This window comes from Streptomyces sp. NRRL S-244, assembly GCF_000717915.1.
In the GTDB taxonomy this organism is placed as follows: Bacteria; Actinomycetota; Actinomycetes; order Streptomycetales; family Streptomycetaceae; genus Streptomyces.
Window position 1 is genome coordinate 441350 of record NZ_JOCX01000003.1, and the last position, 13295, is coordinate 454644.

The 13295-nt window shown below is 71.3% G+C and carries 11 protein-coding genes; 3 read left to right on the plus strand and 8 right to left on the minus strand.

The window, feature by feature from the left end; genetic code table 11:
• Window positions 1-62 precede the first annotated feature (62 nt).
• From IF02_RS0105950 to IF02_RS0105960, 3 genes are all read right to left on the minus strand, one after another.
• Window positions 63-251 (minus strand): CsbD family protein, encoded by a 189-nt coding sequence (locus IF02_RS0105950; protein ID WP_030154197.1) that lies wholly within the window; start codon window positions 249-251, stop codon window positions 63-65.
• A 310-nt stretch (window positions 252-561) separates the two neighbouring features.
• On the minus strand, window positions 562-987 hold the full coding sequence (locus tag IF02_RS0105955; protein ID WP_030154198.1) for a subtilase-type protease inhibitor: 426 nt from the start codon (window positions 985-987) through the stop codon (window positions 562-564).
• Window positions 988-1305: 318 nt separating this feature from the next.
• Window positions 1306-2328 carry a MerR family transcriptional regulator gene (locus tag IF02_RS0105960; RefSeq protein WP_030154199.1) on the minus strand — a complete coding sequence of 341 codons (1023 nt, stop codon included), beginning with the start codon at window positions 2326-2328 and terminating at the stop codon, window positions 1306-1308.
• A gap of 505 nt (window positions 2329-2833) precedes the next feature.
• Between IF02_RS0105960 and IF02_RS0105970 the strand changes: the two genes are divergently transcribed.
• Window positions 2834-3640, plus strand: coding sequence for an SDR family NAD(P)-dependent oxidoreductase (locus IF02_RS0105970; RefSeq protein ID WP_030154200.1), 807 nt, complete (start codon window positions 2834-2836; stop codon window positions 3638-3640).
• Window positions 3641-3742: 102 nt separating this feature from the next.
• Here IF02_RS0105970 and IF02_RS0105975 read toward each other — a convergent pair whose 3' ends face one another.
• Complete coding sequence (locus IF02_RS0105975; RefSeq protein WP_030154201.1) at window positions 3743-4708, minus strand: alpha/beta hydrolase; 966 nt, start codon at window positions 4706-4708, stop codon at window positions 3743-3745.
• Between the two features lie 420 nt (window positions 4709-5128).
• Complete coding sequence (locus IF02_RS0105980) at window positions 5129-5362, minus strand: hypothetical protein (RefSeq protein WP_158708460.1); 234 nt, start codon at window positions 5360-5362, stop codon at window positions 5129-5131.
• A gap of 303 nt (window positions 5363-5665) precedes the next feature.
• Between IF02_RS0105980 and IF02_RS0105985 the strand changes: the two genes are divergently transcribed.
• Entirely contained in the window at window positions 5666-6730 is a 1065-nt protein-coding gene (locus tag IF02_RS0105985) for an aldo/keto reductase (protein ID WP_030154203.1), read from the plus strand.
• 13 nt (window positions 6731-6743) lie between these two features.
• Here IF02_RS0105985 and IF02_RS0105990 read toward each other — a convergent pair whose 3' ends face one another.
• Window positions 6744-8108, minus strand: coding sequence for a hypothetical protein (locus IF02_RS0105990; protein ID WP_234318103.1), 1365 nt, complete (start codon window positions 8106-8108; stop codon window positions 6744-6746).
• 97 nt (window positions 8109-8205) lie between these two features.
• Window positions 8206-9501 (minus strand): DUF2254 domain-containing protein, encoded by a 1296-nt coding sequence (locus IF02_RS0105995; RefSeq protein WP_030154205.1) that lies wholly within the window; start codon window positions 9499-9501, stop codon window positions 8206-8208.
• A 118-nt stretch (window positions 9502-9619) separates the two neighbouring features.
• Between IF02_RS0105995 and IF02_RS0106000 the strand changes: the two genes are divergently transcribed.
• On the plus strand, window positions 9620-11467 hold the full coding sequence (locus IF02_RS0106000) for a glycoside hydrolase family 15 protein (protein WP_030154206.1): 1848 nt from the start codon (window positions 9620-9622) through the stop codon (window positions 11465-11467).
• Between the two features lie 7 nt (window positions 11468-11474).
• Here IF02_RS0106000 and IF02_RS0106005 read toward each other — a convergent pair whose 3' ends face one another.
• Complete coding sequence (locus IF02_RS0106005; protein WP_030154207.1) at window positions 11475-13247, minus strand: cation:proton antiporter; 1773 nt, start codon at window positions 13245-13247, stop codon at window positions 11475-11477.
• Window positions 13248-13295: the final 48 nt, after the last annotated feature.

A 13295-nucleotide genomic window follows, 5' to 3' on the forward strand; every position in this document is an offset into this window, starting at 1 on the left:
CCGAGGCGCCGGGGGCCGCGTCCTTGCTCACCCGCGAGGCCGAGGGCGCTCGCCGGGCGGCGTCAGGTCTTGTCGCGCAGGGAGTCCTGGATGCCGCGGGCGCGCTTCTCGGCCTCGCTCAGGGCTTCCTTCGTCTTGCCCTTGGCTTGGTCCGTCTTGCCCTCGGCCTTCATCCGGTCGTTGCCGGTGACCTTGCCGACGGCCTCCTTGGCCTTGCCCTTGGCCTGGTCCATCTTTCCCTTGTCAGCCATGGTGAACTCCTTGGTGCGGGAATGAAATCTCGACGGTCCCCAAACTAGGCGAAACCGGACCATCCCGCGCGGCGGTGCCCAGGGTTTGCCGTGGCCATGCCGGAAGGTGCCGGCATGGCGCAGGCCGGGCGCCGCATTTTCCCCGGTTCTTCTTGTTTGAGCCTCCGGCCATGGGCCATACGCGTGAACGTCGGCGGGTCGCCGTTTCGAGCGGGGCGGCGACCCGCCGAGATCGGCGGCCGCGCGCCGGCGTCCCGTCCCCCCGGGCGCCGGCGCACGGTCGCCGCGCGTGGCGCACGACCTCCCGGCGTCAGAACGCGTAGACCGGGTTGCCGTTCAGGGTCGCGGACATCGCGCACGCGTTGGGGAAGGTGTGCTTCCACGCGACGTGGGCACCGCGCCATACGCCGTCCGCGGTGACGGTGACGGGGTCGTAGTGCATCGGGCACGCCCGGTCCGGATTCGGAGCGGCCAGCAGGCGGTTGAACTCGCCGCCGGTGGCGCCCAGGGCGTCGCAGGCGGCCCTGGGGGCGGGGTGCGTGCCCTCGGCGGTGTAGGCGCAGCTGAGGACGGTCGCCCGCAGGACCGTACCCGTGGCGGCGGCGTCCCCCTGGGTGATGGCGAAGACCATGGCGGAGGGGGCGTACAGGCTCGCAGGGCTCGCCTCCGCCACACCCGTGGCGCCGGCGAAGCAGAGGAGAGCGGCGGCGGAGACGGTGGCTAAGCGGTGACGCATGAGACGACTCACTTTCGATTCGAAGGCATTCGGATGCACTACGGCTTTCATGCATCGCTCAACTGGGGCTGACCCTGCCAGGTGTGAAGGCCCGCCGCACATCGGCGGTCGATTTACGGACAGTTCGTTCGCATATCGGTTACGTGAGGGGTATTCGCGCAGCTCCCGCCGAGTGCCCGCAGGCCCACGCCGTGCGGGAGCGCGGTGCGTGGACCGGCGTGACGCGACCTCCCGGACCTGCCGCCCAGGTCGCGGCCACCCCCCGTTTGCCGAACGGTCCGCCAGGGTGACCGGATCGATGCGGCTCCGCAGGATCCGTCATCGCGCGGCGCGGAGGGTGAGGATGTACGTCGCGGTGAGCGCGACGGCCGGGTCTTCGTCGTGTGAGAGGCCGGTGAGAGCGCGCGTGGCGGTGGTTCCCGGGATGTCCGCGAGGGCCTGGGTGAGCCGTCGGCGCGCGGGTGATGCGTCGGCGCCGTACGGGAGGCGGGCAACGAGTGCGGTGGCGATCCGTTCGGCCGGCTCGGGGCGGCCGGCCAGCGCGCTCAGCGCGTCGGCCGCATCGACGTCGCTCGTACCCTCGACGATCATGTCGACGAGTACGGGGATCACCTCGGCTGCTCCGGCTGCATCGCCCGCTCCGGCCGCTGCGAGCGCGAGGGCCGCATGGCTGCGGACCGTGGTGTCGGGGCTCGTGAGGGCGCCCCGCAGCAGAGTGACCGCCTGTTCGCCCGGAATCTCCGCGATGGACCGGACCGCCCGCTCCCGTACCTCGGCCGCCGGCGAGGCCAGGCCCTGCGCCAGCAGCTCCAGCGCGCCATCGCCCGATTGGGCCACGGCCCAGCGAAGGGCTCCGGCGACGTTCGGATCCGTCTCGCCGAGCGCCGCCTCGACGAGGGCATCCACCGGCAGCGGCGCCGCTTCGGCCCACGTCAGCGCCGCGCGCTGGCGTTTCCCGGCGTTCTCCGAGCCCAGCGCGTGCAGGAGCGCGACGGTCTGGAGAGCCTCCTCCCAGCCGGCCGGTTCCGCGGCGCCGATCCGGCGCAGGCGCGTGAGCAGCGCCGTCTCGACGGCGATGCGTTCCCGGGTCTGGCGGATGAGGTCGTCCACGAGGTCCGAGGGCCGGAACCCCGGGTCGTCCAGAGCGCGGGCGACGTCGCGCAGCGACAGGCCCAGGGAGCGCAGGCTCTCGACGTGGAAGATCCGCCGGATGTCCTCGTCGGAGTACTCCCGGTACCCGGAGCCGGTGCGTCCCGTCGGCCGCACCAGGCCCAGCGAGTCGTAGTGCCTGAGCATGCGGGCGCTGACCCCCGACCGCCTGGCCACCTCACCGATCAACAACGCCCACTCCCCTCATGCCCGGACCCCTGCCGGGCCAGGCCGTACCCGACCGCAGTGAAGACCTTGTCACCGTGTCAAGGTCAAACAGGTCAAACGAGGCCACGCCACGAAAGCACACCCTGCACCGCCGCTGACCTGCCTGCGGCATCGCCGCACGTCAGGAGCCCGTCAGGAGCCCGTCGGAAGCCCGTCAAGGCCAGGCCCGGCTTCTTGCCCGGAGCCGTGCCGATCCGCTGGGATGGGGCCATGAACAGCGGTCCGCGCCACGAAGACCGGCCACCGAATACGGTGCCGCCGGCAGCGCCCGCTGCCCGCACGGCCGTCTGAATCCGGCCGCGCGTCATCCACTCCACGTACCTGACTCGGGCCCGATGAAGCCCGTGGCGGCGGCGCCGTAGGAGTCCACCCTTTCCCCGCATGACCTGAGCCCACGCCCCACGCCCCGCGCTCCACGCCGGTGCCGGGTGCCGGGCGTCTGCGTCATGCCTGCATCCAGGAATCACACATGTCCTCCACCCTGTCCGGCCGTACCGTCCTCGTCACCGGGGCCACCTCCGGCATCGGCTTCGAAGCCGCCCGCATGCTCGCCGAGAGCGGCGCCTGCGTCCTCCTCCACGGGCGCACCCCCGAGGAGGCCCGGGCCGCCGCCGACCGCCTGATCGCCACGGCGGGCATCGACGGCGCTCTCCTGCACCCGCTCGCCGCCGACTTCTCCCGCCTGGAGGAGGTCGAGAACATGGCCCACGCGGTCGTACGGAACCACCCCCTGCTGCACGCGCTGGTCAACAACGCCGCCATGGCCGCCCCCGAACGGCACACGCTCACGACGGACGGCAACGAGATCGCCTTCCAGGTCAATTTCCTGGCCCACTACCTCCTCACCAACCTCCTGGAGCCGGCCCTGACCAGTGACCCCGGCGGCCGGGTCGTCAACGTATCCTCCTCGCTCCACCGCACCGGCGCGATCCAGTGGAACGACCCGCAGCGCATGCGCCGTTACGCCCGCCTCGCCGCGTACGCGCAGTCGCAGCTGGCGCTGACCGTCTTCGCCGCCGACCCGCGCGTCACCGCCGTCTCCGTGAACCCGGGCGTCTGCGAGACCGGCCTCCTCCCCCTCTACGGACACGAAGGCGCGCCGGCCGCCGAGGGCGCGGCCCACGTCGTACGCCTCTGCGACCCGGCGACCGAGATCGTCAACGGCGCGTACTACGACCGCTCCGAGCGCGTCGCCCCGGCCCCGGCCGCCACCGAGGACCGCACGGTCAAGCGCCTCAACAAGCTCGCCGGCCTCCTCGTCGGCCACACCGCCTGAAGGGATCCCCTACCTTCCCTCCCCGCGGGGCGGCCCTCCGTCCAGGCCGCCCCGCCGGATCGCAAACCCGGCGAACGGTGCGCCGGGCGGGATCCGGACCGCTCAGGCGGTGCCGAGTGCGGTGCGCAGGGTGCTGACGGCCTGGCTGATGGCGGCTTCGGCGGCGCGGGTCTCGCGCAGGGAGTCGAGCATGACGAAGTCGTGGATGATGCCCTTCTGGCGGCCGGCGGTGACGGGGACTCCGGCGCCGCGCAGCTTGTCGGCGTAGGCCTCGCCCTCGTCGCGCAGGACGTCGGCCTCCGCGGTGATGACCAGGGCCGGGGGCAGGCCGGTGAGCTGCCCGGTGGTGGCGCGCAGGGGTGAGGCGGTGATCTGGGCGCGCTCGGCGGGGTCGGTGGTGTACTGGTCCCAGAACCACTGCATGCCGTCGCGGCGCAGGTAGTGGCCCTCGGCGAACTGGTGGTAGGAGCCCGTGTCGAAGGCGGCGTCGGTGACGGGGTAGAAGAGGACCTGCTGACGCAGGTCCAGCCCCCCGCGTTCCTTGGCCATCAGGGTCAGGGCGATGGCCATGTTCCCGCCGACCGAATCGCCTGCGACGGCGATCCGGGTGGCGTCGAGGCCGTGCGCCGCCCCGTCGGTGACGACCCAGCGGGCGACGGTCCAGTTCTGCTCGATCGCGACGGGGTAGCGGTGCTCGGGCGAGAGGTCGTACTCGGGGAAGACCACGGCGGCGCCGGTTCCGACCGCGAGCTCACGGACGAGGCGGTCGTGGGTGTGGGCGTTGCCGAACACCCAGCCGGCGCCGTGGATGTAGACGATCACCGGCAGCGGGCCGGACGCCCCCGGCGGGCGGACGATCCGCGCCTTCACCTCGCCGGTGGGGCCGCCGGGGACGGTCACCCATTCCTCGTCCACATCGGGCTTGGCGATTTCACCCGATTGGAGTTCGTCCAAGGCCTTGCGGCCCTCGGCCGGCGGCAGCTGGAACAGGAACGGCGGATTCGCCGTGGCCTGCGCGAGGGCGGTGGCAGCGGGCTCCAGGACGGGAGGGGCACTCTTCTCGGTCATGTCGGGCTTCTCCGGTTCGCGGGAGGTCGAGGTCAGGCGGCAGTCCTCGACGTTCGCCATACCCGCAGGCCGGCAAGACGTACCAGAAGCGTCACGCTGCGCTACCGGCATGCAGTACGTGGGTGGTCCAGGTCCGGAACCTCCGCAGACCCCTGCGCACGGCGCGGTACAGGCCCTTGCGGCAGCGGCTCGCGCCGCCGCGAACGCCTCGGCCAGGGAGAGGCTGCGCTCTCCGGACTGGGGGGCCGCGGTGTGCGTGGAGGTGGTCACGGCCGGTCCCGTCTGCCGGGCGGACGGGGGCCGCGGCGGGCGGCGCCCGGCGCGGCCCGCGGGCCGCGTTTCCACTGGCTGCGGACTGGGGAGTGCGTCAGCTCGGCCAATCGCGGCAGCGCCCCGCGCGGTGCCGTCGGCCCCGTGGCCCTATCCTCCCTGCGGGCCGGGATCACGAGGCGGCCAGGTCACTTCCCGCAGCGCCGCGATCGCGTGCAGCGTCCCGTCCGTACGACCGGCGAGCAGGCCCCGCGGAGTGTGAACGCTCCAGAGGGCGCCCGAACTCTGCTCGGCCCTGCCCAGGGGAAGCGGGTGGGTGATGTCCGTGACGTCCTGGATGACGACCGCGCCGCCGGATCTCGCCGCACTGTAGCTGCGGCCCATGCACTTCAAGACCGTAGGCCGCGAAGTGATCTCATCGAGTCCCAGAGGGGGAACCCCCTGCTCGAACTCCCCGCCGGACAATGGACCGCGCATGACGCCTCCGTTACAGCACGCGACCGATCAAACGCCCATGGTAGCCACGGCAGGGCGACGAGCTCACCGCCGGACCGGCCCACCCGGTCCGTTCCCAGGAGCGCGGTACCCCCTGCGGCACGGCCTTCCACGGATACGGCGCGGGATCGAGTCTCATGGTGACGGTTCGTCGGCCGGCTCCGGTCGACAGGAAGAGGAGGTGGCACACGCATGGCGTTGCTCGGTTCGTACGTCACGCTCGGCTGCTCGGGGCTGAGGGTGAGTCCTCTGGCGCTGGGCGCGATGACGTTCGGCGACGAAAGCTGGGGGTCCTCTCAGGAGGAGTCCTTCGCGATCACCGACCGCTATCTGGAGGAGGGCGGGAACTTCATCGACACCGCGAACCAGTACAACGGCGGGGCGTCCGAGGAGACGCTCGGCTCGTACTTCGCGGGCCGGCCCGGGGTCCGCGACCGCGTGGTGCTGGCCACCAAGTTCGGCGCGACGCCTGACCCCTCGGACCCGAACGCGGGCGGCGCCGGGCGCAAGGCCGTCCTCGCGCAGTTGGACGCGTCGCTCCGGCGCCTGCGCACCGACTACGTGGACGTGTACTGGATGCACATGTGGGACCGGCACACTCCCTTGGAGGAGACGCTGTCGACCCTGAACGACCTGGTCCGTGCGGGCAAGGTCCGCGCCGTCGGACTGTCGAACACGCCCGCCTGGTGGGTGGCCCAGGCCGCGACGACCGCGCGGCTGCGCGGCTGGGAGTGCGTGGCCGCGCTCCAGGTCGAGTACTCGCTGCTGGCGCGTACCGTGGAGGGCGAGCAGTTCGGCGCCGCCCGCGCGTTCGGGCTGGGCATCACCCCCTGGAGCCCGCTCGCCTCCGGGGTGCTGTCGGGAAAGTACTCCCGTACCCGCACCACGGCTCCGGGATCCGGGCGGGCCGGCTACGCGGCTCCGCTGCTGACCGAGGACACCTTCGCGGTACTGGACGTTCTGGAGCGCATCGCGCACGACCTCGGTACGACGGTCGCCGCGGCGGCCCTGGCCTGGGTGCGCCAACAGCAGCCGGTCACCTCGGTGCTGGTCGGAGCACGGAACCTCGACCAGCTGGAGAAGAACATGGCCTCGGCGGCCGTGACCCTGGAGCCGTCCCAGCTCGCCGAGCTGAGCGCCCTGACCGCGCCGGAACTCAACTATCCGTATCCGCTCACGGAGTCGGTCGGCATCGGATTCCAGCAGGGTGACACCACGGTCAACGGTGTCACGTCGACGGCGTTCCGCCGGGCCTGAGCCGACGACCGTGTCACCGGGGCGGCGGTTCGTGCACTCCCGCCCGGGCCGTGGGCCGGTCGGTCCCGTTCTCCCCGAGGAAGTCCGCCACTGCCATCACGAAGAGGAACACGAGTGCGATGCCGACGATGACCCAGCCGGTCGGGTAGTTCCACAGCACGAGGGTCAGCACGGCCGCGGCGACCAGGATCCAGGTGATCCACGTGCGGTAACGGCGGACGAACGGGCCCACCGGGCCGGTCCGCAGGCCCGCCCGGTCCGCCGTGGAGCGGGCGGCGCCGATGCCCGAGTGCCACATCTGCCGTACGAACGTGGCCCAGCGGCCGGGGCCGGTCAGCCAGGCGGCCAGCGCGATCACCACGCCGAGCGTCACGGCCATCCGGACCGTCGTGCGGAGGTAGTGCGTCAACGCGTCGTACACACTGCCGGCCGCGGGCTGCGAGACGCTGTCCGGCAGCGCGTTCAGGTACACCACGCGGAAGACGGTCAGAGCGACCCCGAGCATGAGCGTGGCGAAGGCGAAGGCGAGCGCCGCCGTCACGAGAACGCGGCGCCGGTGGCGGGAGAGGAGCACACCGGCGGCGATCAGCAGCACCGAGAGCACCGGCAGCCAGTTGCCGGCGATCTGCAGGAGACGGAAATAGGTCTTGACCTTGCCGATGTCGTCCGCCCGCAGGACGGTGAAGTCGGTGTGCACCTCGGGGATCTTCGCGGCCACCGTCATTCCCTCGTCGACGAGGCGTTGTTTCACCTGGTCGACGACCGGGCCCAGGTCGACGGTCACCGAGTCGTTGTTGATCTTCACGGCGCCCCCGCCGCTGCCCGTGAGGGCCTTGTCGACCGCGGTGTGGATCCGGCGGTTGGCCTCGGTCCAGATCCGCTCGAAGGTCTCGGAGGCGATGACGTCCTGCGCCTTGTCGTGGACGAAGCTGCGGACGGCGTTCTCCAGCGAGTCGCCGAGTTTGCCGAGTGCCTTCTCCACGAGTGGCCGGTCGTCGGGCCCGACGCCTTCCAGCAGGGACTTGAGGTCGATGTGCTCCATCACCGCGTTGGTGACCCTGTTGGCCGCCGCGGCCTGGACGTCCGGGTCGGAGGCGAGCGGGGCGACCGTCGCCACGTAGCGGTCCGTGTCGCCGACCACGCTCGACGTCCACGCCGCGACGGCCGCGAGCGGGGCGAGCACACAGCCGATGACGATGAGCAGGGCGGCGAAGAACGACTTCCACCGGTGCCGGGGCGCGCGGGCCGCCTTGTCGGCCTTGTCGGCCTCCAGCGCCGCCACCCGGGCGCGCAGCCGTTCGAGTTCAGAGCGCTCCGCGTCCGAGCCGGGCTCGCGTGGGGGCTCCCCGCCGGGGGCGCTGGCACCTTCGTCCGTCATGACACGTCCTCTCCTGCCCATGAGGGTTCACCTTGCAGCGGACCCCGCGGAGCGGCCGGGCGCGAGCATTACGCGTCCGGACGAGTGAACGGCCGGCTCATCGGGAGGGTCCGCTCCGGGGACGCCGCCCACCGCCGACGCCCTGCCGGTCGGCGGTCTGCGCGGCGGCGCGCCGGGCGGGGTCGGTGAACGTCCGCCGGACGGCTTCGTCGAGGAGGACGAGCTGTGCGCGTACGGCCGGCAGGCGCTCCGCCGACTGGGTCTCCAGCAGGTCCTCCAGCAGCGCGCGGAGCCGCCTGCACACCTGGAGGGACGTGGCCCCGTACTCGCGGATCTCGGTGACACCGACCTGGAGGTAGTCCTCCCAGGTGCGGCCCGGCACCACCAGCCGCGGCCGGCCCTGGTCGTCGCCGAGCACGTACTGATCGCGCAACCGGGCCCGGCCGACCGTGTGCAGGAACGTGTCGATGTGGTTGAGCACCTGTACGGCGGTCGTGGGGTCGTTCACGGCGGGAGAGAGGGCGCGGATGGCGATGTCGACGAGGATGCGCAGGGCGAAGGCGGGGTCCTGCTCGATGGTGCGCTCGGTCCCGAGGGCGACGAGTCCGGTCACCCGGCGCGGATCGGGCGACGGCGCGGAGCCGTGCACCTCCACCAGGGTGGTGCCGGGCGGTACGAAGTCGCCGATCTGGTGGGCCAGTACGAGGACGCAGTCGTCGCGGGAGGCGGCGGCGATCAGCCCCGCCGCGTCGAACGCCTGGATCACTCCGCCGCGTTCGGAGCGGATGGGGGTCACCGGACCGGCGTGCGGCAGGGAGGCCCCCTCGCGCGCCGCATGGCGACGGAGGCGCTCCGTACCCTGGCCGAGCACCTTCTCGCCCAGACGCCCCACCAGGTCGGCGATGGCCACGGGCCGGAGGTTGTGGGTGAACCGGTTGAGGTAGATGAGCAGCAGCATGAGGCTGACGGAGACGGCCACGCCGGACAGGCTCACCCCCAGGTTGGGGACGGAGTCCGACTCGATGCCGCGCAGGAGGGAGTAGGCGAAGGCGAACGTCCCGGTGAACGTGGCCAGCACGGCCTTCTGCAGCCGGTCTCGGTACCACAGGCGCATGTAGCGCGGGGACAGGGTTCCCGTGGCCTGCTGGACGACGAGTACGCCGATGGTCACGACGAACCCCAGCAGCGCGACCATGGACCCGACGACCGAGCTGAGCACCGTGCTCGCCGTCGAGGCTGAGTACTGCCAGGTGCCCGGCAGCCAGCCCGCTCCGTCCACGCCGGCGACCCATTCGGCGAGCAGGGCCCCCAGCAGGAGCCCGATCAGGGGGACGATCCACAGGCTCGCCTTGGCGTACTGCCGCAACCGGAAGCGGGCCGCCCAGGACATCATCGTCCGCACCCGTGAATGATAAAGCCGTTTCCCGGCGGGTGCAGGGGCGGCCCGCTCGGCAGGCCCGCCGGGAATCCTGTGCTTACGCTGATGGGGTGGCGTCGGAAGGGGTTCTCCCATGGCTGACTACCCGCTGATCGAAAACCATGGCCTGATCGGTGATCTGCAGACTGCGGCGTTGGTGACCACGGACGGAACGATCGACTGGTTCTGCTGTCCGCGTTTCGATTCACCCAGCGTGTTCGGTGCTCTTCTCGACTGGGAGAAGGGCGGCCATTTCACCGTCAAACCGACGGAAAGCACGTACACCACGAAGCAGTTGTACCTCCCGGACACCGCGATCCTCGTGACGCGGTTCATGACCGAGGCCGGTGCCGGCGAGGTGGTCGACTTCATGCCGGTGACCGGGACGACAGCCACCGACCGCCACCGCCTGGTGCGCATGCTCCGCTGCGTACGGGGCAGCATGACCTTCCAAGTCGACATCGCGCCACGGTTCGACTACGGCCGCAAGCCCCACACGCTGCACGTCACCGCGAACGGAGCGGTGTTCGCCTCGGACGACCTGGAACTCACCCTCAGCGTGGTGCGGGAGCCCGAGGACGACCGGCTGGTACACACCGTCACCGGCGAACAAGACCTGCGCGTCGAGCTCGGGCTCGAGGCCGGACAGCAGCGGGGGCTGGTCATGGAGTCGGCGGCGGACGGGCCGCCGCGCGAGATCCGGGTCGCCGAGTTCACGGAGCTCTTCGCCGCCACCAGGGAGTACTGGCGGTCGTGGCTGCGCCAGTCCCGGTACACGGGCCGGTGGCGCGAGACCGTGGAGCGCTCCGCCGTGACGCTGAAGCTGATGACGTACGCGCCCAGCGGCGCCCTGGTGGCGGCCCCCACGGCGGGGCTGCCGGAGCAGCTGGGCGGCGAGCGCAACTGGGACTACCGGTTCACCTGGATCCGAGACGCGTCCTTCTCCGTCTACGCCCTGCTGGGACTGGGGTTCACCGATGAGGCGAGGGCGTTCATCGGCTGGCTGAGCGACCGGGTGAAGGAGAAGGCCGGGCGCGACACCGACACGGGACCGCTGAACATCATGTACCGGGTGGACGGTTCCTCCGACCTCTACGAGGAGACCCTGGACCACTGGGAGGGGTACCAGGGATCCGCCCCGGTGCGCATAGGCAACGGCGCGGCGACACAGTTGCAGCTGGACATCTACGGTGAGGCGCTCGACAGCATCTCCTTCGCCCACCAGCACGGCATCCACCTGGACGTCCACGGCTGGTCATCGCTGCGCACGCTGCTCGAATGGCTCGTGGACCACTGGGACCAGGCCGGTGAGGGGCTGTGGGAGACCCGCGGCGGGCGCCAGCACTTCACCTACGGCCGGGTGATGTCCTGGGTCGCGTTCGACCGCGCGCTGCGGCTGGCGGTCGCCCACGGCCGGCCGGCCGAGAGCGCCCGCTGGGCCGCCGAGCGCGACAACATTTACGAACAGGTCCTGGCGAAGGGCTGGGACCCGGGCCGCAAGGCGTTCGTCCAGCACTACGGGAGCGATGTGCTCGACTCCTCGCTGCTGCGGATGCCGACGGTCGGGTTCATCACGCCCGAGGACCCGATGTGGACGTCCACTTTGGATGCGATGGACCGGGAGCTGGTCACCGACAGCCTGGTCTACCGCTACAACCCCGAGGCCTCCCCCGACGGGCTGCGGGGATCCGAGGGGACCTTCTCCCTGTGCACCTTCATGTACGTCGACGCCCTGGCGCGGGCCGGGCGGGCCGATCAGGCCAGGCTGGTGCTCGAGAAGATGATGACGTACGCCAACCACCTGGGGCTGTTCTCCGAGGAGATCGCCCTGACGGGCCGTCAGCTCGGCAACTTCCCGCAGGCCTTCACCCATCTCGCGCTCATCGATGCGGCCATCACGCTGGACGACACCCTGAACCGCTTGCAACAGGGCGCCGGCTAGGCGGCGACTAGGGGGTGTCCGGCGGAACGGGGCCGAGCAGGACCGCGAGGTCGCCCTCGTGCGGGGGCACGGGCTGCGTCTCGTCGACCGGATCCAGCCGGCCCCCGGCGGTGACCACGAACAGCTTCTCGTGCCCCGGCGGGACGGGATCGGAGGCGGGCCGCACCAGGAACCGCGCGCCCCGTTCGTACCGCGCCGCCAGGACGTGTCTGACGAGTGAGCCGCCGAACAGGACGGCGCCGCCCGTGTAGGGCGCGACGACACCGTGGCTCTCGTGCGGCGGTCCCACCCGGTAGACGGGGCCCTCGACGTTGTCCTGGACCACCACCGAGGCGAGCGCGTTGAAGTCGTCGTCATCGGTCAGCAGGTAGACGGCGTTGACCCCCTCCAGCCGCGCCCGGGGGTTGGTGGCCGTTGCCAGCAGATCTCCTCTGGCCAGCTTGATTCCGGCTTCCTTGATCCGTTCGCGTTCCTCGCCCAGTCCCGCCCACATCTGTACGTCCAGCCCCGCCGACCGCAGGGCTCGTGCCAGCGCGATCGCCCACGGAGCGCCGCCCACGAGCAGCGGCCGGGTGAGGTTCGGTTGGGCGACGCGGAGCCGCCGGGCCATGGGGCCGGCGGTCAGGGCGTACAGCACGACCGTGGAGACGATCACCAGGAAGGTGATGGGAAGGATCTTGGAGGCACCGCGCAGGCCCAGTTGGACGAGGCTTGCGGAAAAGGCCGCGGCGGTGGAGGCCGCGACGATGCCGCGCGGAGCCATCCAGCCCGTGAACGCCCGTTCCCCCTTGGTCATGTCCTTGCCCATGGTGGCGACGAAGGCCACGAGCGGCCGCACCACGAGGACGAGAAACGCGACGAGGACGAGCGTGGGCAGGAGCACGGGCGTCAGGGAGGCCGGGGTGACGCTGGCCGAGATGGAGATGAACAGCAGACCGATGATCAGCTGGACCAGTGTCTCGAAGAAGGGCCGGCGCGCGGGCATGTCGAAGCCCCGGATGTTGGCGGCGGCCATGCCGATGACGATGGCGGCGATGAGCCCGGTGTCGTCGCGGACGATGTCGCAGCCCGCCGACACGGCGATCACCGTGGCCAGTTGCGCCAGCGTGCCGAGCGCCTCGCCGAGCCGGAGCACGCGCAGGGTCAGCCACAGCAGCGCGACCCCCACGCATCCGCCCACGAGGCCGACCGCGATGCTGATGAGGAACTGGCCCAGCTGGTAGCCCCGGCCGATGTCGATCCGGTGCGTCGTGTCGATGGCGTGGAAGACGACTGCTCCGAGGATGGCGCCGATCGGGTCGGTCAGCGTCCCTTCCCAGATCAGCAGGCGCCGCACCTTGTCCGTGGGCCGCACGTACTGGAGCAGGGGCCCCACGACCGTGGGACCCGACACGACGAGGATCATGCCCACCATCGCGGCCACCCTGAGCGACATGCCGAACAGGGCCGGACCGACGGCGCAGACGGCCAGGAAGGTGATGGCCACCCCGAAGAACAGCAGTCTGCCCACGATCGCGCGCGTCTGGCCGGTGAGGTTGCGCAGGTCGAGGCCGAGACCGGCGTCGTAGAGGATCACCGCCACGGACAGCGACACGAGGGCGGAGAAATCGTCCCCGATCAGCTGGTCCGGATGGATGACGTCGGTCAGGGCGCCCGCGGCGAACCCGACCGGCAGCAGCAGGATCAGCGCCGGGATGCGCAGCTTGCCGGCAAGGATCTGGCAGACGGCGGCCAGGGCCACGGTCAGGGCGATGCCGAGGAGGACGTCGTTCTCGCTCACAGCGGATTCCTTCCTCCCCGCACGGGCGCGATGAGGGACTCGACGAGG